This window comes from Gluconacetobacter sp., from assembly GCF_047721585.1.
Taxonomy (GTDB): Bacteria; Pseudomonadota; Alphaproteobacteria; order Acetobacterales; family Acetobacteraceae; genus Gluconacetobacter; species Gluconacetobacter dulcium.
This window is the reverse complement of sequence record NZ_JBDNXE010000066.1, coordinates 1-21,881: the sequence shown is the minus strand read 5'-3', so window position 1 is coordinate 21,881 and position 21,881 is coordinate 1. Positions and strand designations below refer to the sequence as shown.

21 protein-coding genes, 1 tRNA gene and 4 pseudogenes are annotated in these 21,881 nt (G+C 58.0%); 14 read left to right on the top strand and 12 right to left on the bottom strand.

Annotation, left to right across the window (positions count from 1 at the left end; translation table 11 throughout):
* Positions 1–97: 97 nt before the first annotated feature.
* From ABF821_RS12845 to ABF821_RS12835, 3 genes are all read right to left on the bottom strand, one after another.
* Positions 98–292 carry a DUF1656 domain-containing protein gene (locus tag ABF821_RS12845; protein ID WP_182975313.1) on the bottom strand — a complete coding sequence of 65 codons (195 nt, stop codon included), beginning with the start codon at positions 290–292 and terminating at the stop codon, positions 98–100.
* Positions 292–2,526, bottom strand: coding sequence for an FUSC family protein (locus ABF821_RS12840; protein ID WP_220791891.1), 2,235 nt, complete (start codon positions 2,524–2,526; stop codon positions 292–294). Before ABF821_RS12840 ends, ABF821_RS12845 begins: the two co-directional genes overlap by 1 nt.
* 313 nt (positions 2,527–2,839) lie before the next feature.
* Positions 2,840–3,277, bottom strand: a complete 438-nt coding sequence (locus tag ABF821_RS12835; protein WP_182975314.1) for a hypothetical protein — start codon at positions 3,275–3,277, stop codon at positions 2,840–2,842.
* Between the two features lie 352 nt (positions 3,278–3,629).
* Between ABF821_RS12835 and ABF821_RS12830 the strand changes: the two genes are divergently transcribed.
* The 10 genes from ABF821_RS12830 (at position 3,630) to ABF821_RS12785 (ending at position 11,818) form a co-directional block, all read left to right on the top strand.
* Entirely contained in the window at positions 3,630–4,745 is a 1,116-nt protein-coding gene (locus ABF821_RS12830; RefSeq protein ID WP_415530248.1) for an ABC transporter ATP-binding protein, read from the top strand.
* Between the two features lies 1 nt (position 4,746).
* On the top strand, positions 4,747–5,775 hold the full coding sequence (locus ABF821_RS12825) for an extracellular solute-binding protein (protein ID WP_415530247.1): 1,029 nt from the start codon (positions 4,747–4,749) through the stop codon (positions 5,773–5,775).
* Complete coding sequence (locus tag ABF821_RS12820) at positions 5,772–6,218, top strand: hypothetical protein (RefSeq protein WP_415530246.1); 447 nt, start codon at positions 5,772–5,774, stop codon at positions 6,216–6,218. The genes ABF821_RS12825 and ABF821_RS12820 overlap by 4 nt, the downstream gene beginning before the upstream one ends.
* A gap of 48 nt (positions 6,219–6,266) precedes the next feature.
* A complete protein-coding gene (locus ABF821_RS12815) occupies positions 6,267–6,749 on the top strand; it encodes a YcgN family cysteine cluster protein (RefSeq protein ID WP_182975317.1) in 483 nt (160 codons plus the stop codon).
* On the top strand, positions 6,746–7,468 hold the full coding sequence (locus ABF821_RS12810; protein WP_415530245.1) for a M48 family metallopeptidase: 723 nt from the start codon (positions 6,746–6,748) through the stop codon (positions 7,466–7,468). The genes ABF821_RS12815 and ABF821_RS12810 overlap by 4 nt, the downstream gene beginning before the upstream one ends.
* A gap of 63 nt (positions 7,469–7,531) precedes the next feature.
* A tRNA-Leu gene (locus tag ABF821_RS12805) sits at positions 7,532–7,617 on the top strand.
* An 89-nt stretch (positions 7,618–7,706) separates the two neighbouring features.
* Positions 7,707–7,904, top strand: a complete 198-nt coding sequence (locus tag ABF821_RS12800) for a DUF6538 domain-containing protein (RefSeq protein WP_415530244.1) — start codon at positions 7,707–7,709, stop codon at positions 7,902–7,904.
* A 241-nt stretch (positions 7,905–8,145) separates the two neighbouring features.
* Positions 8,146–8,580, top strand: coding sequence for a DUF2946 family protein (locus tag ABF821_RS12795; RefSeq protein ID WP_415530243.1), 435 nt, complete (start codon positions 8,146–8,148; stop codon positions 8,578–8,580).
* A gap of 119 nt (positions 8,581–8,699) precedes the next feature.
* The gene (locus ABF821_RS12790) at positions 8,700–10,889 is read left to right on the top strand and encodes a TonB-dependent siderophore receptor (protein ID WP_415530242.1); all 2,190 of its coding nucleotides are present in this window, start codon (positions 8,700–8,702) and stop codon (positions 10,887–10,889) included.
* A complete protein-coding gene (locus tag ABF821_RS12785) occupies positions 10,889–11,818 on the top strand; it encodes a DJ-1/PfpI family protein (RefSeq protein ID WP_415530241.1) in 930 nt (309 codons plus the stop codon). The genes ABF821_RS12790 and ABF821_RS12785 overlap by 1 nt, the downstream gene beginning before the upstream one ends.
* 142 nt (positions 11,819–11,960) lie before the next feature.
* On the opposite strand, the gene mazF is transcribed toward ABF821_RS12785, so the two are convergent.
* Together mazF and ABF821_RS12775 are read right to left on the bottom strand one after the other, a co-directional pair.
* Positions 11,961–12,305, bottom strand: a complete 345-nt coding sequence (gene mazF / locus ABF821_RS12780; RefSeq protein ID WP_415530239.1) for an endoribonuclease MazF — start codon at positions 12,303–12,305, stop codon at positions 11,961–11,963.
* Positions 12,302–12,544: an AbrB/MazE/SpoVT family DNA-binding domain-containing protein gene (locus tag ABF821_RS12775; RefSeq protein ID WP_415530238.1), complete on the bottom strand. Its 243-nt coding sequence runs from the start codon at positions 12,542–12,544 to the stop codon at positions 12,302–12,304. Before ABF821_RS12775 ends, mazF begins: the two co-directional genes overlap by 4 nt.
* Before the next feature lie 306 nt (positions 12,545–12,850).
* Between ABF821_RS12775 and ABF821_RS12770 the strand changes: the two genes are divergently transcribed.
* The 3 genes and pseudogenes from ABF821_RS12770 to ABF821_RS12760 all read left to right on the top strand — a co-directional run.
* The gene (locus ABF821_RS12770; RefSeq protein ID WP_415530237.1) at positions 12,851–13,066 is read left to right on the top strand and encodes a DUF6538 domain-containing protein; all 216 of its coding nucleotides are present in this window, start codon (positions 12,851–12,853) and stop codon (positions 13,064–13,066) included.
* Positions 13,067–13,124: 58 nt separating this feature from the next.
* Positions 13,125–13,555 (top strand): annotated as a pseudogene (locus ABF821_RS12765) (transposase).
* 87 nt (positions 13,556–13,642) lie between these two features.
* Positions 13,643–13,804 (top strand): annotated as a pseudogene (locus ABF821_RS12760) (integrase); the annotation flags it as partial.
* A 123-nt stretch (positions 13,805–13,927) separates the two neighbouring features.
* On the opposite strand, the gene ABF821_RS12755 reads toward ABF821_RS12760, so the two are convergent.
* The 4 genes from ABF821_RS12755 to ABF821_RS12740 form a co-directional block, all read right to left on the bottom strand.
* The gene (locus tag ABF821_RS12755) at positions 13,928–14,332 is read right to left on the bottom strand and encodes a hypothetical protein (protein WP_415530236.1); all 405 of its coding nucleotides are present in this window, start codon (positions 14,330–14,332) and stop codon (positions 13,928–13,930) included.
* A 34-nt stretch (positions 14,333–14,366) separates the two neighbouring features.
* Positions 14,367–15,128: a hypothetical protein gene (locus ABF821_RS12750; RefSeq protein ID WP_415530235.1), complete on the bottom strand. Its 762-nt coding sequence runs from the start codon at positions 15,126–15,128 to the stop codon at positions 14,367–14,369.
* A gap of 283 nt (positions 15,129–15,411) precedes the next feature.
* Positions 15,412–16,377: a FecR family protein gene (locus ABF821_RS12745; protein WP_415530234.1), complete on the bottom strand. Its 966-nt coding sequence runs from the start codon at positions 16,375–16,377 to the stop codon at positions 15,412–15,414.
* Positions 16,378–16,632: 255 nt separating this feature from the next.
* Positions 16,633–17,136 (bottom strand): RNA polymerase sigma factor, encoded by a 504-nt coding sequence (locus tag ABF821_RS12740; protein ID WP_182975325.1) that lies wholly within the window; start codon positions 17,134–17,136, stop codon positions 16,633–16,635.
* Positions 17,137–17,362: 226 nt separating this feature from the next.
* Here ABF821_RS12740 and ABF821_RS12735 point away from each other — a divergent pair, with 226 nt between their 5' ends.
* The gene (locus tag ABF821_RS12735) at positions 17,363–19,837 is read left to right on the top strand and encodes a TonB-dependent siderophore receptor (RefSeq protein WP_415530233.1); all 2,475 of its coding nucleotides are present in this window, start codon (positions 17,363–17,365) and stop codon (positions 19,835–19,837) included.
* Here the strand turns inward: ABF821_RS12735 and ABF821_RS12730 are convergent.
* The 3 genes and pseudogenes from ABF821_RS12730 to ABF821_RS12720 all read right to left on the bottom strand — a co-directional run.
* A pseudogene (locus ABF821_RS12730) lies at positions 19,826–20,036 on the bottom strand (IS5/IS1182 family transposase); the annotation flags it as partial. The gene ABF821_RS12735 and the pseudogene ABF821_RS12730 overlap by 12 nt on opposite strands.
* Positions 20,037–20,090: 54 nt before the next feature.
* Positions 20,091–21,236, bottom strand: coding sequence for an acyltransferase family protein (locus ABF821_RS12725; protein WP_415530232.1), 1,146 nt, complete (start codon positions 21,234–21,236; stop codon positions 20,091–20,093).
* Positions 21,237–21,551: 315 nt separating this feature from the next.
* Positions 21,552–21,881, bottom strand: a pseudogene (locus tag ABF821_RS12720) (gluconolactonase); the annotation flags it as partial.

The window sequence follows — 21,881 nt, the reverse complement described above, 5'->3', positions numbered from 1 at the left end:
GCACAACGACGCTCAGGGTCAGAACCACGCGGATCAGGGTGCGTAGAAGGGGCATTGTCTATCTCGGACCTTGCAGGGGCAGTTGTTCGACCGTTTCTCAGACGAACAGGATCATCAGGCACAGAACACAAGTGTAGAGGGCGACCTCGAACAGTGCGAGGTGCCAGAACCATTTCATGATGCCGGTCCACCACAGCGCGAAGCGGATCAGCATGGTCACCGGTAGAGCGGCGATTGCGTAGACGACGATCGGCGCCATGAAGACGCCGAAGAAATTGAACTCGGTCAGCATCACGCGGCTCTCATTCCGAACGAACGCGTCTGGGGTGGGATGGCCATATTCAGCCTGTTATTGGCGCCCGGCATGTCGCCAGGCAATTGCAGGGGACCTTGTTTGTGAAAGAATCCGGGCGCCGAGTCTACCAGCAGCGATGCCTGTTCAAGGCAGGCGGCAATGCGCCGGGTGGGAACGTGGGATGCAGCGGGGCGCTCTTCGACATCGCGCATCACGTCCTGCGCTGCGGTGCGGAGGATCAGCGCGGTGCGCGTGGGCTGGGTGCACAGATGCTGGAACGACGCCAGCGCCGCCAGCGTGCAGGCGCGGTCCTGTTCGTGCACCGCCGGATTCTGCACCAGATGCCGCAGCCGCGCGATCAGACGCCCCACCGAGACGCAGATGAACGCCGCATCGGTGGTTTCGTAGACGCGGGCAGGCGGCGCGACCAGCGAGAAGCGTTGGATCATACGCAGGATCTTCTGCATCTGCAGGTTTTCCCACACCGTCCAACTGACGTGCCGGTTCAGCGGCAGGCTGGCCAGTTGCTGGGTAGCGCGATTCATCGACGTGACCAGTCGGGCGGTGTCCAGCCGATGGTCGGACGGCAGGATGACCCGGAAGACCAGAGCCAGCCCGATCAGGGCGATCAGGTAGGACAGCCAGACATTCATCAGGGACAGGTCGTCATAGGAGATCGGATTGCGGATCTGCACCATGGCATTGAAGAATACCGCATAACCGAAGCCGCGCATGGCGTGGCGGGGATGGAATTGAAGCCAGATGCCCGGCAGCAGGCAAACCGAGAGGGACAGCCACAACAGCGGATAACCGTCGATACGGGGCAGGAGAAAGGTCTGGCAGATGAAGGCGGCGGGGATCGCGGCCAGGGTGCCGCTGGCAAACATGACGCTGGCGCGGGATGCCACCGGGCTGGTGGCCAGCAGGCAGGATGCCGGGATGAGATAGGCGAGCATGGTGGCGCCGTTCGACCAGCGGAAGACATACCATGTCAGGCAGCCCAGCAGGGTGACGAACGCGCCGCGCGTGCCGTTGCGCAGCGCCGCCGGCCAGTCGAAGAACAGTCGTAGCCGGATCGGGCGGACATGTGCCTGCGGCCCCACGAAATCGTCCAGCGCGCTGCGCAATTGCACCAGGATGTCGCGCTCGTTGTCGATGAACGCGATGGTGGGGAGGTCTTTGGTTTCTTCTGACAGGTCGTCCAGGGTGTCGATGGCGGCGGCTAATTGGGTACGCATGCCGGCGGGATCGTCGAGGTGCAGGTTTTCCGGGGGGATGACGGCGAAGCGCGCCATCACGTCATGCACCAGGTCGCGGGCGGCTGCGGATTGCGGATTGTCGGGCGGGTCGTCGCGCCAGATCGGGTGATGGGTGCTGAGCAGCCCCAGCAGCCGGGCCACGCCGGCACGCAGGCCGGCGGCCCGCCGGCCGATCGCGAAATTGTCGGCGGCGGCATATTCGATCGCTTCGACCAGCGCATTGGCCTGGGAGAGCAGGCGTGCGCGGGCGTCATAGCTGGTCAGCGTCATGGCGCGGAACGAGAATGGCTGGCCGCCATCGTCCGGCATGGGGGTCTGACCGGGGGCCATGTCCTCCAGATCCGCCGGGTGCGAGAACTGGCCGGTGATGTTGCGCAGCGTCTGGTCGACCTGGCGCAGGACCTTTTCCGGCCTGCTGACCGACGTGACCAGAAACACCACGGCCGTGCTGACGATGCCGACCGTGACCGCCGACAGGCGCGACATGGCGGCCATGAAGATGCGGTCGGGGTCGGCGAAGGTGGAAATGGAAACCAGCACGATGGTGTAGCCCGCCAGCACGGCGGCATAGGCCTTGTAGAACCGCAGCAGTGTGGAGACGCAGCAGGCAATGCCGATGATGATCGACAGGCCCATGAAATAGAGCATCGGCGACTGGGGAAAGGCCGCCATCAGCAGCACCGCCGCCGTTGCGCCGATCACGGTGCCGAAAATACGCCAGAAGCTCTTGGAGACCATGGCGCCGACGACCGGATTGGCCACGATCAGGACCGTCGTGACCGAGGACATCGGGGTCTGGAGCTGGAAGAAGAATGCCAGGAACAGGGCCAGCCCGACGGCAAGCAGCGCGCGGATGCTGTAGGTGATCGTCGGCGAAAGGGCCTTCCAGTCGGGGAAGGCGAAACCGCCGAAGCGGACCAGCGAGCGCGGAAAATGCAGCGCCGTGTGCGGAGGAACCAGCCGGATGCTCATGCCCGGATTGCCGCGCCTGCGGTGGCCGGGCCGCAAGGCAACGGATCACGGCCGGCCCGTCCCTGTCGGGGCGTGCTCTTATGGGTCAGACGACGTCCAAAGGATCGTGCCCGTGCACTACGCTCGGAGTCCGCCTTCTCCACAGCTACCCGGTTTCCCTGACTTGTCATGAGAACGCATCAGGTCTGCGTGCTCATGAAATTGTGACCAGGGAATACGTTTCCAGAAATGGCGGGCGGGGGCCAATGCAATTTCAGCATGGTCCCCAACCGGCTTTGGCGTCTCTCAGGCAATCCGGCGCTGATCGGAGGGGTCAGATGCCCTTGCGGCCGAAGACCGAGCGGACGAGGTGCAGGATCGCGCGCAGGGCCTGGCGGCCGACCGGGCCGGCGATCGCGGTCGTCACGGCGGTCAGGGCCATGGCCTGGCGCAGCTCGTTCAGCGCGTGCTCACGGGCAAAGCGGGCGCGGATTTCGGTCGCGGTCATGATCGAGCGGCGGCCGAGCAGCAGGAACAGCAGGGCCATGGCGCCATCGACCGCGAAGACCAGGATCGCCGCGCCGAGCACGCTGAACCCCAGCGTCTGGTAGGCGAAGGCCCACAGCAATGCGTGTCCCGACAGGATCGCCAGCAGGCCGAACACGGCGGCGACGACCAGAAACGCCACCTGCCTGCCGATGCGGATGGCCATCTCGCGGCGTACGGTCAGTTCCGCCTGGACAGTGGCTTTGCCAAGTTCGGCTATCTTCATGGTCCTTGCTTCTTCCCTCTGCTTCGTTGGCGGGCGCTCCGCCGGAATGCCCGCCCGGCCAGATAGCTGATCGCGGCATGGCTGGCGATGGCCGCCGGTCGCATTCGGCGCACGGCGGCTCGGATATCGGGCCGATGATCGGCCACTTCGCGTGGCTTGGCAACGACCCGTGGGCCGTCGGTGCGCGGTTCGGCCAATGGCGCGCGCCCTGGCCGATGGCGGGATGAAAACGGTCGTTCGCAGCGTGTGCGGGCGGTTTTGCGGGCTCGCGCCGCGAGATCGGTCGTATCTTTCATGCGGGTTGGCTACACTTGCCGGCTTTCACTCCGTCCTGGCAGGTTTCGCTTCTCGCATGGCTCCCCTCTCTCCACGTCTTGATGTTCGCGGATTTGTGTGCGCGCCGGTGGAGCCCTCCACGCCCGCGCTGTCGTTTTCGATCGCGCCCGGCGGGTGTCTGGCGTTGCTGGGGGACCGCGCGGTCGATCTCTCCCGCGTGCTGGACACGCTGGCCGGCCATCTGCCCTGTGTGGCCGGCGAGGTCCTGCTCGACGGGCGGGATGTGGCGGCGTTGCCGGCCGGCCATCGGGGGATGGGATTGTTCAGCGCGCGCGATCCGCTGTTCGCGCATCTGACCGTGCGGCGGAACCTGGCCTTTCCGCTGGAGGCGCGCGGCATGGCGCGTCCGGCGGTCGTGGCGCGGGTGGATGCGGTGCTGGCGCTGCTGGGGCTGGACGGATGCGCCTCTCGCCGGCCGCGCGCCCTCGATCCGCAGGATGAATGGCGGGCGCGGCTTGGCCGGTTGCTGGTCTTCGCGCCGTCCGTCCTGTTGCTGGACGACCCGTTCGCCGGGTTGGCGCGGGGGGATCGGCTGGCGATGCGCCGCCTGCTGGCGCGGGTGGCGCGGGCGCAGGGCCTGACGCTGCTGCTGGCGACCGGCGATCGGGAGGACGTGTTGCTGCTGGGCGACGCGATCGGCGTGCTGTCGGGTCGCACGCTGTTGCAGGTCGGCAATGCCGCCGAACTGTTCGACCGGCCGGCCTGCGACCGGGTTGCCACCGGCTTCGGCGACGCCAATGCCCTGACCGGGCGCGTCGCGTGGGTGGAAGACGATCTGGCCTCGGTCCATCTGGCCAGCGGCGCGCGGGTCGAGGCCATGGCGGGGCCGGGCCTGGCTGACGACATGCTGTGCACGCTGTGTGTCCGGCCCGACCGGGTCGCCACCCTGTTTCCGACCGGCCGGGCCGCCGCCGATGACGATGGCGAGGACACGCTGCCGGCGGTGCTGGCGGGGCTGCATCATATGGGCGACCATATTCGGCTGCGTTTCCGGCTGGAGGATGGACAGGAGGTTCTGGTCCGCCGGCCGCCGGCGCAGAGCTTGACGGGGCTCGTGCCCGGACGCACCGCGCGGCTGGCGTGGCAGCCGGCCCATGCGGTGGCCTTTCCGTTTCGGGGGGAAATGGGCTAGCGTGGCCGCCTGTTTATCCTGCCTCCTGCGAAAGTTCATTCCTCTGTCCCGCCCGCCCCGCATTCTCCGATCGCTTCGCCGTCTTCTGATCGGGTTGCTGCTGCTGGCGATCGTGCCGACTGGCGGGAATGCCCGGACAGGCTGGCGCACGCATGCGCTGGTGGTGAACAGTCTGGGCGGTGCCCTGAGTGCGGCTCAGGACAAGGCGTTTTTCCGCCCCTTCGCGGCCCAGATGGGGGTCGGTATTCTGCGGTATGTGTGGGATGGCGATCCGCAGCCCCGGTCGGGGCATGCCGGCCGTGCCTGGACTGTGGCGCTGATGGAAGACAGCACCGCCCGTGCCGCCTGCATGCAGGGATTTCTGCTGCGATTGGGCGGCGCCCCCGGCAGTGCCGATGCCTGCGGCGTGCCGGCGATGCGCGAGGGAATTGCCCTGGTGTGGGATCGCGGCCGCATTCCGGTGGCCCCGCACTGGAGCGATTTCTGGAATGTCGTGCGCTATCCCGGCAAGCGGGGGCTGCGCCGCGATCCGCGTTCGACGCTGGAGATCGCGCTGATGGCCGATGGCGTGGCGCCGGCCGATGTCTATGCCGTGCTGGGTACGCCCGAGGGGGTGGCGCGGGCCTTCCGCAAGCTCAGCCAGTTGCGTCCTTATATCGAGTGGTGGACCAGTCCGGCGGAATCCGCGCGCATCATCGGCAATGGCAGCGTGCTGATGACCAGCGCGGCCGGGGGCGAGGTGATGGCGGCCGCGACGGGTCAGCGCGATGTGGGGCTGCAATGGGAGCAGAGCCTGGATGATGGTCTGTCCTGGGGGGTTGCGCCTGATCTGGACCGGGCGGCGCGCGACCGGGCGCGCAGCCTGCTGCATTTCATGGCCCAGCCCGAGCAGGTGGCGCGGTTCGCGTCGCTCTATCACGCGCATGGCGATGTGGGCTCGGCGCAGCCGCTGCTGATGGATGCCGCCTTCTGGCATGAGCATCTGCCCGATCTCTCCAAACGCTTCGCGGACTGGCTGGCCGCGCCATGAGCGGGCTGCCGGCTTTCTCGGTGCCGGCGCTGGTTGTCAGTCTGCTGGTGGAAAGTGTGGCGGCTGGGGCTGCATGCGGGCTCGGCCTGCTGTTGCGGGCACGGCCGCAGGGGCGGCGTGTGCTGTCGGGCGCCCGGATCGGTGCCCTGGCACTGGCAATTCCGGGATGGATGGGGGCCGTGATGCTGTCCGGCCCCTGGCGCGACGGTGGTGCGGGGCCTGTCGTGATGCAGGCTGTCTGCCTTGTTCCGCTGGTTCTGTTGCCGCTTCTGCGCGCGCTCGACCGGTTGCCGCCTGGACTGACGCGGACGGCGGCAGGGCTGGGGGCGGGGCGGATGGTGCGGGTGCGCGGCCTGTGGCTGCCGTTGCTGGGGCCGTCGGCGCTTGCTGTGGCGGTGCTGGCGGTGGCGGGGGCCGTGATGGTTGGCGTGCTCGACGGGTAGGCGGCGTTTTTCTTCTCTCTGGAGCCGGGATTCAGTAAGACGGTCGCCATGACCGATATGAAGCCGTTCTGGCAGGTCCGCCGGCTGGACGAAATGACGACCGAGGAATGGGAGTCGCTGTGCGACGGGTGCGGACGCTGCTGCCTGCACAAGCTGCGCGAAGACGTGACCGAGCAGATCCTGTTTACCGATGTTGCCTGCCGGTTGCTGGATCTGGAAACCTGCCTGTGTTCGGACTATGCGTGCCGCCGGCGCAAGGTGCCCGATTGCGTGCAGTTGACCCCCGAGGCCATGGCGGAAATCGACTGGCTGCCGCCCTCATGCGCCTATCGGCTGGTGGCCGAGGGGCGGCCGCTGGCATGGTGGCATCCGCTGGTTTCAGGCTCGCCCGACACCGTGCATGAGGCCGGGGTTTCGGTGCGGGGGCGGGCGATCAGCGAGCGGCGGGCCGGGCAATTGGAGCATCACATTGTCGACTGGCCCGGCAAGATGCCCCGTCCGCGCCGGCCACGAGCGCGCGATCGGGCATGACGGCCGGCCTTTCCGGGCTGAGGCCGACAGAGGCCGAGATTGTGCGGCTCGCAGGGCGGGATGTGCCGGTGCGCTGGCGCCGGTCGAGCCGGGCGCGGCGGTTGTCGCTGCGGATCAATGCGCGTGAGGCCGAAATCGTCATTACCCTGCCGCCGAGGGCGGAGCGCGAGGCCGGGATGGCGCTGCTGCGCAACCATGCTGTCTGGGTGCTGTCGCGGCTGGATCACCTGCCTGCGGCGGCGCCGTGGCATGATGGGGGGCAGGTGGTGCTTGATGGGTGCGCGCATGGCATCGTCCATTGTCCCGATGGGCGGCGGGGAGTGTGGATCGAGGACGGGGTGGTGAAGGTGAGCGGTGAAGCGCCGTTCCTGCGCCGCCGGCTGGCGACGTTCCTGCGGCAGGAAGCCGGGCATCGGTTGGGGGAGCGGCTGACCGCGCTTACGGGATCGTCCGGCCTGCGGCCGCGGCGGCTGGTGATCAAGGATACCAGTAGCCGCTGGGGCAGTTGCAGTGCGAACGGCACGGTGATGCTGAACTGGCGGCTGGTGATGGCGCCCATGGATGTGCAGCATTACGTGATTGCGCATGAACTGGCGCATCTGCGGCATATGAATCATGGCCCGGATTTCTGGGTGCTGGTGGCTGCCCTGACGCCGCATCGCCATATGGCGGAAACCTGGCTGCGCCGACACGGACCGGCTCTGCTGCGCGCCGCTTAGCCTGCGGAAAACGGCAACTGCCGGATTTCACTGGTCTCGCGAGTGTGCTAGAGGGCGCACCGGGCGAACTTGGCGGAATGGTAGACGCACGAGACTTAAAATCTTGCGCCCGCAAGGGTGTGCGGGTTCGAGTCCCGCAGTTCGCACCACAGGCACCTGAAATGGCACGATTTTTCGGCTGAGTGAAGGGCAAAGGCTGTCTTTGCTCCATCGTCCTTCCCCGCCGAGGGAAGATTTTATGCTCTGTGTCCGAGGCACCATTTACCATTTTCGCCGTATTGTTCCCCCTGCCTTGCGAGCAGCGTTAAACCGGCGGGAAATCTGGGTTTCCCTGAAAACCGGTTACCAGAACGAAGCCAGCAAACGGGCATCACTCCTTCATGCCAGAACCACAGAATTATTCTCTCAGAGCCTGACCGAAAATGCGGTCTGGTGAGCGAGAGCGGCTCATCAGGGCCGCGTCCGGCGTGTGTTTCTGAGCATCGGAGCGGAGCGGCCTTGATGGCCGTGAGCACCGAAGCGCAGGAAACGCGCGGAGGACACGCCACCAGGGCGCATTTTCGGTCAGGCTCTTATCCGCGAAGGTCTGCGTTTATGGCTGCTCTTTTTACCCTTCTTGACATCGTCAACTAATCGCTCTTTATGAAACCGGAAATGTATTGGAGTTATCAATAGTCTTGACTACTCCCCAAACTCGACAGAAACACAATACACCACTCTTCGCAATTCTTGCGAGGGTGTTGGTTCTTGTCGGGTTTTTAGGACAACTTCTCCTTCAGGGTTTTTCCCTACCTGACGAAACGCCAAGGAGCGCAATTGAGCGGCTAACGGGCATTGATATCAGCCCGCAGCGCAACATGAGCCATGATATGGCGATGATGGATATGCCTATGAGCATGTCAGGTCATCACCATAATACACATCATCACGACAAAAGCTGTCCGCTTTGCCCGTTGCTGGAACTTGTCGCTGTTATTCTGACGAACCTCCCAGCACTGCCTGCTTATACTGTGTATCGATATCAACAGGAAATGCGGGCGCATCCTCCCAGAGCACCGCCATCTGTTCTGACAGGTCTGCCACCGTCGCGCGGCCCCCCTTTATTTTCCTGAGCCTTTCGTCAGCTTCTGGTGTGCGTCATCTCACCCTATACGCCGCTTTTATGCGTGTTTGGGAGTGTTTCTGCACGACCCAGTGCTGAGTCTTTCTCAGTTCAGGATTATCTTTAACTATGTATGAAGAAACCCGTGGCGCTCAAGGAGCGTTAGCGTGTCGCGTTGTCGCGCGCATCGTCGTGCTGTCTTACGGTTTTACCGCTACACCTTTATGGGCGCAGAGCAGCACAGACAAAACATCATTTTCCCAGACTGGGATGTTGCCTCAGAAAGAGAAAAAGATAGAGGTCGCGTCTCAGTCACAAAGCTTTGTGATCGTTAATGGAACACGGCAGCCTGCCGAAAATTATCTTGCTCAGAGCAATAGTTCAGCTCTAAAAATTCCTGTTTCCATTCAGAAAACACCTGCATCGGTACAGGTCATCACTCATGCTGTCATACAGGATCGTGGCGCTCTCAGCATTAATCAGGCCATCGAGACAGTCAGCGGTGTTGAACGTAATCTGACCTTCCCTAATTCTCTGACTTTTCGTGTGCGTGGATTTGTGGACGCGTCTACAACCTTGCGAGATGGTTTTAGAGAACAGACCGGAACCCAAGATATTCAGGGCGTTGATAACATTGAAGTCCTCAAAGGTCCCGCATCGGTGTTATACGGTGGTTCAACCTCTTCAGGCGGTACCGTCAACGTCACGACAAAGCGAGCCATTGCAAACCATAACTTTCTGAATGCCGGATTATCAGGGGGAAGTTTTGGATTATTCCGTGGAACCGCAGACGGTAACCGTGATCTATCAGGAGATGGAAAAATTGTAGGGCGTATCAATTTCGCCTATCGGCATGATGATACATTCCGAGACTTCGGTTACAACGAAACAACCTATGTTGCTCCCACTGTTCGGTGGACTCCGTCTCTTCATGATAAGATTGATTTCTTCGCGTCTTGGCAGCTTTCAAACTATACTTGGGGTGCATCCCAAACCCCTTTGATCCGAAAAGCTCTGGCCCTACCCCTCTCCTATAACTTCGATAATCAGGCTCTTGGAGCCTCGCATCAGAACTCCTGGCGTTTAGGATACAATTGGGTACATAAATTTTCTGATTCATTCCGATTTCGCTCAGGCTTTGCAAACTCAATCAACAACTATGATTTCGGTACGGATCGTATGAGCACCTTTGCCCTCTCACCGAACGGACGAACCCTGAGCCGAGGAGTATCCAGCGGCCCTCAGATGGGTAAAGATTTTGATCTTCAGAATGAATTTTCAGGTATTTTTCATACTGGGCCACTAAAACATGACTGGCTGGTCGGCAGCGAGCTCTATCAGACAGATTATAGTGCAAAAACCTATGATGCCTCACTTCCTGCACTTGTTCTTACAGATCCCATTTATACGGGGGCACCAGGACTTGCACGATTACGCTCAAATATTTCAACACAGGCAGAAGCCGCCTCGGTGTATTTTCAGGATTACATTTCTCTTTTTGATCGCTTCTATGTTCTTGGTGGGGGGCGCTATGATGCCACAACAACATCTTCTCTCAATAAAATAAAAGAAATCAACACCTCTGTCTCTGACAATAAATTTTCTCCTAGGCTTGGCATTCTCTATGCCGCACGCAGAACAACGTCTCTTTATTTTAACTGGTCAACGAGTTTTATTCCTACATCAACCTCTTCCTTCACTGGAACTCCCCTTTCACCCGGAAGGTCTCGCCAGATTGAAGCAGGCATCAAACAACAACTGTTTCATGAGCACGTTCAGGCGACAGTCGCGGTATATGATATTCGTCGCTCAAATGTTGCCACGACAGACCCTGCTCATCCACTTTATTCCATTGCTGTTGGCCAGCAGCGTAGTCGAGGAATAGAAGCTGATATAGCTGGTGAGATTTTACCGGGTTGGAAAGCCGTTCTCAGTTACGCGTACACTTTTGCCAATGTAACTCGTGACAACAAGTATCCTATCAATAGTGTTCTTGCTGGCGTTGCCAAACATACTGGAAACGTCTGGACAACATACGAATTTGCAGACAGAATAGTTTTGCATGGTCTAGGCTTGGGACTGGGTATTAGAGCCGCCACCCGACGGGAGGCAACACTTCCCAATTCGTTCTACCTTCCCGGCTATTTCCGGCTTGATTCTGCCTTATGGTATAAGTTTTCCTTACACGGACGACCAGTCAGGGCTCAGCTTAATATGACAAACCTGACCAATGCCCGAATTTATGACACGAATGGAACATTCTCCATGCGCGCGGAAGCTCCCCGTTCGGCTTTGGGTTCACTTCAGGTGACATTCTGATGACGAAACCCAACAGCTCTCTTGAGAGCGGCTCGTGCGTTGTTTTTGCTCAGATCAAACCCTCTTATAAAGAAACAATCATGCCAAATTTACTGCCAGACGCTTCTTCTTTACCCGGTCTTAAACGACGTGCCCTTGCCACTCTTATCATGGCCTCCATAGTCTCAGAAAGTGCCAAGGCAGCAACGGGCGGTTCTGAAAAAGAGCATCTGGAGCATATGCAAGGTATGAAATTCTCCGGCCCCCCGATCAAAATTGCCATGCTTGTTTACCCGAACATGGTTCTTCAGGATCTTGTTGGTCCGCAGACCATTTTTAAAATTCTAGGTGCCGAAATTCATCTGGTTGGCATGACTATGACGCCGGTCTCCACCGATGTCGGTATTCCTGTCCCTCCAACAGACACACCAGCGACGTGCCCACAGGAACTGGATGTATTGTTTGTACCGGGCGGGCTAATGGGAACAATTGCCTGCATGAACGATCCCGACGTCCTTGCTTTCTTGATAAGTCGTGCACCACACTCTCGCTTCATTACAAGCGTTTGCACAGGTAGCCTTATTCTTGCCGCAGCAGGGTTATTGGAGGGATACAAAGCGACGTCCCATTGGGGTGTTGTTAATCTGCTGCCGTTAATGGGGGCTATTGAAAGCCACGAACGCGTTGTGCAGGATCGCAATAGGATTACAGGAGGCGGTGTGACTGCTGGCCTTGATTTTGGGCTTACTCTCGCAGCGCAATTACGCGGGCAGGCCGCAGCAGAACATATTCAACTCATTATCCAGTATGCACCTCAGCCCCCGTTTCATCATGGCGGCCCATCGGAAATTCCGGAAGCCCAAATGGCACTTGAACGTAGCCGTAGAGCATGGATGGACGGGAAAGCGTTGCAAGCAGCACAAACAGCCTCAAAACGATTAAAGCTATAATAAGAGGAGGTTCACGGGGGAGAGCAATGCTCTCCCCCTGACCAGTTTGCAAACCATCGCGACACAACGTGTCCGCTGGTTTGCACGGCTGGCTTCCCGTTTTTCTTTTGTTTTTGAAAAATTATTGAAAAACTTACTTTTATCACCCGACCAGTAATCTGATACGCTGCCGGATAGCCTCAAGCTCTTCTGGTAAAACTTTACCTTTGAGCTTTGCCTTTCTCACGCGCCAATCCAGACTTCTCACCTGATCTGACAAGGCCACACTGGCAGTTTTTCCAGTCAGAGCCACTTCAAAAGGATAGCCTTTAATCTTGGTCGTTGTCGGACAGCACAGCATCATTCCAGCTTTAGCGTTATAGATGACAGGACTTAGTACAACAGCAGGTCGGTGCCCAGCCTGCTTCCTGCCCGCCTGCGGATCAAACTCAAGCCAGACAATGTCCCCGCAATCAGGAACCCAGACAGTCGTTGCTTTGGCACTCACCAGCTTTCACCACCAACAGATGGACCGGAATCGATTTCATCATGGCGATTCTTATTCGTAATACCTGACACTAACTCTTCCAATTTGAGAGGAACTGCTCTGACTGGCTCGATGATAATCCTCCCATCTTCTTCTCGCACATCGACGGCCTGATCAATCTTCAGACTGACGGCTTCAAGCACACCAGCAGGAAGACGAATGGCTGCACTGTTCCCCCATTTCCTGACAACGCCCTGCATGATGATTTTCCTTACGTAAAGTTTATACGTCGTATATACATCATATTCCCACCAGAGGCCAGACAAATCCCTCTCTTGACTGCCCCACGGCTTTGCCCGCAGAGTGAACCCGCAGTCACTATGCGAAGGATGATTTCGTCTGAAATTATCGTTCTGTTTCAATGAGTTGTTTGATTGGTTGCGACGAAAGCGAGCGGGTTCGAGTCCCTCAGACTTTTGCGCTACAGCCTTGAAAAGACGCTATAAAACCGGATTATGATGGGTGAACGGGACTTTCCCGGTTGTCTTCCCAGTCTGGGAACTCACATGCTGCGTCTTATCGGCTCTCATTACCACTTCCGCCGTGCCGTCCCGGTCGTGCTACAAGCCTGTCTTGGCAAAACAGAAATCTCTCTCTCCCTGCAAACCGAAAGCAAGTTTCTGGCCCGCCAACGGGCTGCGGCTCTCTACGCCCGCACAGGTGAAGTCTTCCATAAGGCCAGAACCATGCAGGACCGGTTCTCACTGTCTGACTTAAAATGAGTTGAGTGATTTCAGTTAGTTATGATTCATGGGTTTGCGAGAACCTGATGAGATCAAGATGGCCTGGACTGAAATCACCCGCGCGCAATATCGCCGGGACGACCTTGAGTATGCAAGTGACCTGCGCGATGCGGAATGGGCGCTGATTGCGCCGCTGATGCCCGAGAGGAAACGACTGGGAAGACCACGACGCACCGATTTGCGCCGGGTCATGGAAGCGATCCTCTATATCGTCACGACCGGCTGCCAATGGCGGCAACTGCCCCGGCACTTTCCTGCCTTCACGATCTTGCAAGGCTATTTCTATCGGTGGATACGCGAGGGACGGTGGGAGGCCATGAACCATATTCTCGTGATTCTGTCGCGTGAGCAGGATGCTGCCGCCGCCTCACGAGGGATGTCGAGGCAACAATCTCCTCATCCCACGCGTGGCTGATGATCGCTCATATCCGCAGAGTTCTGCGAAAAATCAATCAAACTGCTTTCTGATTCAGGCTCTCAGACAAAGAACTGACATCCCTCCTCACCTTCCAAAGCCAGGTGACGCTGGAACCTGAAAAGAATGCTCAGGAATCCGACATTCGAGAAATATGGATAGACCGGCTTCTGGGCCATGAAGTCACCCATAAAAGCCAAGGAACAACGACCTATCTGACCGGCATCACAATCGCGAATCTCAGGCAGACAGTGGAGGCAATAAGCTACCCGGAAACAGCCTTCAAAAAGGGAACGTTTTAAAAGGGAGCCAGCAGTGTCGAATGGCTACCCAAGGTAGCATTCAACTGCTGGCAAGGGGGAGAAATCTCCCCCGTTGACCCCCTTTATTGCTTTGCCTTGATTGGCTAAACCAGTCAGCTAATATCATTGAGCGGGCACTCCTACGCTCCTGACACTGATATAATGGCTATCAGCAGAATAGCGTGTATTTGAAAGAGGCAAAGAAAATTCCTCACAAATGGCGCGCTTCATTTCGTTGGTAAGTAGTTTTCTATCCGCGTAAACAACAAAGATTTTTTCTCTTGTATTATAGATAACCCGACCTCTAGGCCATTCCTCATATTCAGACCACTGAGGAACTTTTGACAGACTTCTGTTCTGATTTTCTGATTGAATCTGCTCCCAGAACTCATAGTGCCCACCCCAAGTTATTGCATCACCATATCTCTCTCCCTGACTAACTGGAAGCCGATCCACAAGAAATCTGGAACATCCATTTTCGGAAATAACCCAAAATATGCCGATATTTTCTTCTGATGCAGCATTCATAAAAAACCATCTCCGAGCAAACCGGATACACAATTCAAACTTTTTGAGACGCCATCACCAGATCACATATATAGTCAATCCATTCCCACTTTCCGATACGTTGCAAATAAGCAGGATGATAGGTACGGTAAATTGGACAAGGCAAATAAGGCGATGTAAACACACCCATATGATCCTGACTCTCTCCATCTTTAAGGGGCGTCAAAACAAGTTCAGGCACTCCAAACCACAACAAATCATCATATCCAGAAGACGTAAAAAACATAATTGCATCAGGACGAAGAATATTTAATTCATCAATAAAAAGTTTACTCTGATACGGATCAAATTTATTCCTTAATAGTTTCGGCGCCTTTAAATAGCTTGTTCCAGAATGATTTCGATAAGCCAGTCTGCAAGCATTACCGACCATAATACCTGGCCCGCAAATGTTTCTAACTCGTCGAAAAGCACGATTGAAAGGACTAGTCCTATTTCTCGGTTGATGCGTCGCATTGTCGAATCTCTTATAGCCTTCCATCAAAGCATCAATTGAATCGGAATATTTGAGAAAATCGTCATACGAACAGATATCAGAGTAAGGCCAAGTGCCGTAAGCAGGGATATCTTTGCAATTCTCTGCACTCCAACTCCATCCTTGCGGTTCTTGCCCACAAAAGAGCACTCGGAAATTTGCCGTAGCATAGGCTGCTGTGGGATTCAGCAAATAGGGAGCAGAAGCATCAGGAAACGAGATATTATTTTTTATAAGATCAGCGCGAAAATTTACATATAATGAACGAAGTTCTGCACGCATATTAACCTCGTTAAGAATTGTGCTTATCGTCTTTTTTTTACCACCTTCTTAATTTGTAAGGCTTTTTTTCTATATCATTCTCACTAATCCAAAAATACGGCTTTCTTTTCATGCTTGACTCACCCAGAATGAATGACCGGAATTAAACGCAGAAAATTCAACCAGAAGACCGCGTGTCATTATCTTCTGTCTTTTCATGGTGTTGCAAGCCGGAGTCCTCAGGTAGGAGCGGGTTCGAGTCCCGCAGTTCGCACCACCAACCTATTGACGCAGCATGGGATGCTTATTGTCTTCGTATTAGCAAGATGCCCGCCGGTAGATGCGTCACCGTCATCCCGGCTGTCGCGGCAATGGCCGTGATGGCCGCGTCTGCCTGATCAGTACGAAATGCCCCGCTGATGGGCGGTGTTGCGCTGTCATCGGCCAGAACATAGACGCGGCCGCGTCGGTATCGTGCGACGGCCGCGACGGCCTCATGGATTGGTGCGTTGTCCAGAATGAGATCGCCGTGCGCCCAGGCGGCGATCTCTTCGGGCGCGATACCATGTTCGACCGACGCGATCGTGCCGTCGGTGTAACTGGTGCGATCTCCGGCCTTCAGCCTGACGGGGGCGGGAGCGTCGTGCGGCGCATGAACATCCACGATGCCCCGCGCGACCGTCACACGGACACTTGCCTCTTCCCGGCGGATCTCGAACGCCGTTCCCACATCCTCCGTCGTTCCATTGCGCGCCACCACCCGGAAGGGACGGCGCGGATCATGTTTCACTTCGAACAGCGCGTTGCCTTTCAGCAGCGTGATCGTCCGTTCCGTCGCGGTGTAGCGCGTGGCAATGGCGGTATCGGCGTCGAGAATGGCGCGCGACCCATCGGCAAGGGTCAGCGTCTGCACCGTGGTTCCCGACCACTGATCGGCTCTGAGCCAGGTTGAGGCGACCGGGGCATACAGCACGAGAACGGACGCAACCATCGCGGCGCTGCCGAGGAACAGGCTCCGGCGTACGCTCCGGCGCACGCGATGCCTCTGACCCAGCCGTTGCCAGGTGCCGCGCGTGGTACGGTCCTGTTCCGGTGTGAGGTGAAGCGCGCGCCACAGCGCCCGTTCCCGCTCGAAGACCGCGTTGTTATCCGGTGATGCCGCCCGCCAGCGTCGGAACGCGCTCAGTTCCTCGGCCGTCATGGCGCCGGACGCCATGCGGACAATCCAGTGGCGCGCCGTTTCCGCGATGTCGTGCGGTTGGTCTGTCACGTAGTGCCCTTCGCCGTGTTTTCGCCCATCTTCCTGAGAGCCTGACCGAACATGCGTGCTGGCGGCGTGTCCCCCGCGCGTTTCCTGTGCTTCGGTGCTCACGGCCATCAAGGCCACTCCGCTCCGATGCTCGGGAACACATGTCGGGCGCGGCCCAATACGGGCCGCTCTCGCTCGCCAGCCCACATTCTCGGTCAGGCTCTGAGACGAACGGTCATCGCACGATTTAACAGACGAACCATGATTCCGGGAAGGTCAGCCCGTTCGGGACGACGAAATGATATCCAGCGCGCGGCAGATATAGCGGCTGACAAGGGCGATGGACCGGCCCATGCGCGCGGCGATTTCCTTTTGGGGAACGCCATGGAAGCGGTTGAGTACGAAGGCGGTTTTCATCGGTTCCGGCAGGGCCGCGATGGCCTTTTCGATCTCTTCCAGCTCGTGCCGGGCGAATAGCGTGCGTTCCGGCGAGGGAGTGTCGTCCTCGATCCAGAGAAGATCGTGGATGTCGCTCTGGACTTCCTCGCGCCGCCTGGCCTGCCGGGCGTGGTCGATCGCGAGGTTGGAGGCGAGGCGATAGAGGAAGGCGCGCGGATTGACGATCTCCGCCGCATTCTCGATGCGTCGGATCTTTTCGAACAGTGACTGCACCGCATCCTCGGCCGCTTCCGGGTTGCCGACGATCCGCTGGATGACGTTGAGCAGTTTATGCCGTTCCGCGGAAATCAGGTCCGTCAAAACCGCGATGTTGTCCTGCATGACGCGCCGCCTGTCCGATGCTTCTCCCCGCCTCCTACCATTCATGAGAATGGTTCGCAAATCCATGAGTGTGACTGTTGTTCCGTTCGGAATGCGACGCCATCGGGCTCTTTCCCCGAGGGAACGGCAAAAAAAGAGCGCAGCAGGTGTAGAGAGCGGCGCCGCTCCGTCGTCATAGGTCTGTGGTTCTTAAGAATACGTTTCATTTTCAGCGGGGAAAGTTTCGGTGACAGTCCATAGGTGCCATCGCGGAGTCAGGTCATTCTCGCGGCTTTACGCCATTGCCCTGCTGATGGGGTCTTGCCTTGCGGGGCCGGGCGCTCGCGCGACCGAGGGGCAAATCATCCCCACGGTTCCCTCGGCGACGATCCGGCATTTCTCGATCCCGGCCCAGCTTCTGCGAGGCGCCTTGCAGGCGTATTTTCGGCAATCCGGCGTTCAGGTGGCCTATCCGACGTCCGATGCGGGGGCTGTTCGCAGCGTCGCCGTGACGGGCGATTTCACGCCTCAGGAGGGACTGTCCCGCCTGTTGGCCGGCACGGGCCTGACATACCGTTTCACGAGCCCGAACAGCGTGACGCTCGGTAAAGCGGCCTCTGCCATCCTGCTCGGTCCGGTGCGCGTTGGCGGCACGGCACGCTTGTCCGGCGGGGATGCGCAATCGGCTTACGGCCCTGGCGTCGGTTTTGTCGCGACCCGCAGCGCCTCCGCCACCCGGACCGATACACCGCTGATCGAGGTGCCGAAGTCGGTCTATGTCGTCACGCGCAAGCAGATGGATGATCTGCAACCGCTCACGATCGGCGCGGCGTTGCGTTATACGCCGGGTATCGTCAGCTTGAGCGCCAATGACAGTACGCCTTCCGCCAGCCTGTTCCAGCCGGTGCATCAGCGTGGCTTCGAATCCTACACATTCGTGGATGGGTTGCTGAATGGAACGTCCGTCAGCGATCCATTCTTTCTGGACCGGATCGAAGCTTTGAGCGGTCCGTCATCAGTCATGTACGGGCAGGCCAATCCCGGCGGTCTCATCAACATGACGCTCAAACGCCCGACCGAAAAGGCTCAGGGGCAGGCGAATGCAGGCTTTGGCAATTACGGGCGTTACGAAGGGCAAGTCGATTTCAGCGGCCCACTCAATAAGAGCCGGACATTGCTTTATCGCCTTGTTGGAGTGGGTATTACCCAGGGATCGCAGATAGATTACAATCACTACAAGCGGCTGGCTGCTCAGGGTGATATCGAATGGAAGATTGATAAAAAGACTGATCTCACCATCATCGGACAGTTTTCCTATGATCCGGAGTCACTCGACCCATGGATTGGCGTTCCTGCATATGGCAGCTTGATCAAAGCCAATTTTGGTCGCCTTCCGGTATCGAGATATTACGGAGATCCGTCTTTTAATTATAACTGGAATCGAGAATACATGGTTGAAGCGATTTTCCACCATGAATTTACGCGAAATCTTCAGTTTAATTCGACTGCACGTTTCGATGCGCAGAGTCACGGGGGGTGTGCTCTCTGGCTTAATAACGTCGACCAAAGCACCGAGACGATCAGTCGATCTGCATTTTGTGATAGCTCGATCAAGGGACGTTCATCTCAGATGACGGCCAATCTTGGCTATAAGCTAAAAACAGGACCGATTTCGCACGCTCTCCTCGTTGGCGTCGATTATCGCGCACAATGGTCGGACGGTTACTGGGGGTTCGACTTTGCGACAGTCCCAGATGCAAGCATTCTCCATCCGGTTTATGGGCAGTATACATTCTCGGACTACAATGATTATCGGAAAGGGAAGTCCACGTGGGCGAAGTATAACTACTGGCAGGACGGTATCTATTTTCAGGATCAGATCAAGTGGCGCCGTTTCTACGTAACGCTCGCCGGGCGTCAGGACTGGAACGGATATGGCGCTCTTTTTAACCGGCCGTTTACATGGAATGCAGGGATAAACTATGTTTCCAGCATCGGTCTTGCGCCGTATTTCAATTACGCGAAATCATTCATGCCCCAGATCGGGAATGTTTATAGAAGCGGTAATATTGTGCAGCCTGATCCGTTGAACGGACATCAGTGGGAAGGCGGACTGAAATACCAGATTCCGCATACCCAGTCCCTTCTGACCGCTGCATATTATGATCTGTCCGAAAACAATGTGCTTGTGAGCAATCCGGATTTTCCAAGATATAGCAGTGAAGTCGGTCAGGTAAAATCCAAGGGTGTCGAACTTTCGGCCCATGCCAATCTGGCGCAGGGTCTGGACCTGATTTTGAACTACACGTGGAACCGGGTTTATAATTCACGCACGAATCTGACCGGGCAGACGATCGGAGGCGAAACGGTTTCGCTGCTTGGCAAGCGACACGCGCAGCAGCCGACGAACATGGCCTCCGGATTTATCGACTATCGTTTCCCCAAAGAGATCGCGCCGGGTCTGTCGATCAATTTTGGCGTTCGTTATCAGGGCCAGAGCTGGGCGGATCAGGCCAATTCCTTCCGTAATCCCTCTTATGTTCTGTTCGATACGGGTTTCAGTTGGGACGCGGGGCAGGTGTTTTCTTCCATGAAAGGACTGAACATCAGACTGAGCATGAACAATGTTGCTAACAAGATCTACGTTCAGTGTAATTCTACCGACCTCTGTTATTACGGTGATAAACGTGTTGCGTATGGTACAATCGGTTATCATTTTTGAGGAATGCAGGCCCATCGGAGCGATACTCTTGACACTCTGACCGTCAATGACGGCCCGCTGTCGGGCTGGCCTCACGGCCCGCCTGCTCCCGGCACAGGACGTAGAGCGCATGGTGCATGCGATCGCGTGTGTCGTCATGTTGTCAGCGGCAGAAATAATCATTCACCGGGCTACGCGGCGGCAGGTTTTTCGGGCGCGCTGGCTGAGAATCACAAAACGATTCCAACGATTCAAGATGATCCTGGACGGACACTTAGATGACACGTCTTATGAACGGAACGGAACGGAACGGAACGGATCGGGCGATCCGTGTTTGGAGGAAGCTGGAAAGCAGCGTCACGGACAAAACAAAGGCAGCCTTCGGCACCGCTCCCCATGATATCGGCAGCAGGTAAAACTGTGCCCACGTCACGGTGGCATAATGCAGGAGATAGACCCCATACGCATCCCCCATAAGGTGTTCTACCCATATCGGTACTATTGTGACGTAACGCACGAACATGCCTGTCAGGGCTATGCAGAACGACATGCAGCAAAAAACAAGGAAAATGGCCTGAATGTCTGGCAAGTTTCTTGATTCTTCGATGAGGAAACCGAAAGACAATGCACCGAAGCACAAAGGAAGCAACCAGTGCCGGGCCAGCGCTCCGTCCCGCTGAAATAGAGGATGATGAATGCCTGCCGCTCCTGCCGCACAGCCCAGGCAGAAGAAAAGGGCGTATAGCCCGATCCGGCTTCCTTGAACGAAGAAGGGACCAAGATTGAGCCAACGCTCAGGACCAAAGATATGGACGAAAGGCAGATAAGCGGCGAAGGCCGCGATCATGATGAGGCAGGCGGCGGAACGCGCATGACGGTTCATGAAATCAGGAACGACCGCCAGTCGCTGGGGAAGCGTGGGAAGAAGCAACAGCGTCAGGACGCAGAGTATATCAAGGAGAAGGAGATACCACAGAAACCAGGCCGGTCCGCCAGGCCAGTGGAAGCGTCCGAAATACCCAAGCCAGAAGCTTGGAAACGGGATGTGCCTCCCGGTCTCAAGAATGGACGGGTAATAGGCCACCGGCATGATAATGGTTACACAGGCGGTAAAAGGAAGGCCGAGGCGTAGGAGCCTGTCCTTCAGGTAGCGGGAAGCCCCCTTTCGTTGCAGGCTGGGCAATACAAATAGCCCCGAAACGAAGAACATGAGCATCATGAAGTAGGTATCGTTCCAGCGGACCAGAAGATCGAACCCACCCCATCGCTCTCTGTCGATGACGGGCGCCGTCGAAAGAAGATAATGCCGGGGATCGAAATGTCCGAAGACGCAATAAGCCAGAACGGAGTGATGCATTACGACAGATAACGTCAGGAACAGTCGCAGCAGCCCGATAGCCTGATTATTCCTGGTCTTCATGGCGGTGGGCTGGCTCGTCGTCCAGGCATTGTGCGCTCATCCAGATTGAACGGGCTCCTGACGGGACGGGCGTGACGGGTTGCCTGTCGCGAAGCCCAGGGAACCCGTAGAGGCCGGCGCCGCTGGAGCGCATTTTCGTTCCAGTGTTCAGAGCCTGACCGAATTTGTGGGCTGGCGAGCGAGAGCGGCCCGTTCCGGGCCGCGCCCGAAATGTGTTCCCGAGCATCGGAGCGGAGTGGCCTTGATGGCCATGATCACCGAAGCGCAGGAAACGCGCGGGGGACACGCCGCCAGCGCGCATTCTCGGTCAGGCTCTCAAGGGAGATGGATACGGGCGAGGAGCCAGGGGCGTTCCTGCCGGTCCTGGCCGTTGTGGAAGACCGGCAGGCGGGACCATTGGCCGATTGTCAGCCACAGCGTGTCGCCGTGCAGTGCCAGGCCGTCCGGGGCGATCAGGCGCGGGTCGTGTGCGACCATCGACAAGGTGCCGTCGGTCGCGCGGTGCAGGATGGCGTGGCGCTCCAGCTCCGTCAGGTAGAGGCTGCCGTCCGGGGCGGTGGCCATGCCGTCTACCACCCCGGTCTCGCCTTCGTCATGCACCCCGGCCGCCAGGGCCGCCGGGGTGGCGTGGGGGTCGCCGAGAAG

Coding starts and splice junctions, on each gene's coding strand:
- ABF821_RS12785 (WP_415530241.1), top strand. CDS start 10,889: ATGACGAAACCCAACAGCTCTCTTGAGAGCGGCTCGTGCGTTGTTTTT.
- ABF821_RS12790 (WP_415530242.1), top strand. CDS start 8,700: ATGTATGAAGAAACCCGTGGCGCTCAAGGAGCGTTAGCGTGTCGCGTT.
- ABF821_RS12770 (WP_415530237.1), top strand. CDS start 12,851: ATGCTGCGTCTTATCGGCTCTCATTACCACTTCCGCCGTGCCGTCCCG.
- ABF821_RS12840 (WP_220791891.1), bottom strand. CDS start 2,526: ATGAGCATCCGGCTGGTTCCTCCGCACACGGCGCTGCATTTTCCGCGC.
- ABF821_RS12815 (WP_182975317.1), top strand. CDS start 6,267: ATGACCGATATGAAGCCGTTCTGGCAGGTCCGCCGGCTGGACGAAATG.
- ABF821_RS12800 (WP_415530244.1), top strand. CDS start 7,707: ATGCTCTGTGTCCGAGGCACCATTTACCATTTTCGCCGTATTGTTCCC.
- ABF821_RS12845 (WP_182975313.1), bottom strand. CDS start 292: ATGCTGACCGAGTTCAATTTCTTCGGCGTCTTCATGGCGCCGATCGTC.
- ABF821_RS12750 (WP_415530235.1), bottom strand. CDS start 15,128: ATGCGTGCAGAACTTCGTTCATTATATGTAAATTTTCGCGCTGATCTT.
- ABF821_RS12775 (WP_415530238.1), bottom strand. CDS start 12,544: ATGCAGGGCGTTGTCAGGAAATGGGGGAACAGTGCAGCCATTCGTCTT.
- ABF821_RS12810 (WP_415530245.1), top strand. CDS start 6,746: ATGACGGCCGGCCTTTCCGGGCTGAGGCCGACAGAGGCCGAGATTGTG.
- ABF821_RS12740 (WP_182975325.1), bottom strand. CDS start 17,136: ATGCAGGACAACATCGCGGTTTTGACGGACCTGATTTCCGCGGAACGG.
- ABF821_RS12830 (WP_415530248.1), top strand. CDS start 3,630: ATGGCTCCCCTCTCTCCACGTCTTGATGTTCGCGGATTTGTGTGCGCG.
- ABF821_RS12835 (WP_182975314.1), bottom strand. CDS start 3,277: ATGAAGATAGCCGAACTTGGCAAAGCCACTGTCCAGGCGGAACTGACC.
- ABF821_RS12725 (WP_415530232.1), bottom strand. CDS start 21,236: ATGAAGACCAGGAATAATCAGGCTATCGGGCTGCTGCGACTGTTCCTG.
- ABF821_RS12755 (WP_415530236.1), bottom strand. CDS start 14,332: ATGAATGCTGCATCAGAAGAAAATATCGGCATATTTTGGGTTATTTCC.
- ABF821_RS12820 (WP_415530246.1), top strand. CDS start 5,772: ATGAGCGGGCTGCCGGCTTTCTCGGTGCCGGCGCTGGTTGTCAGTCTG.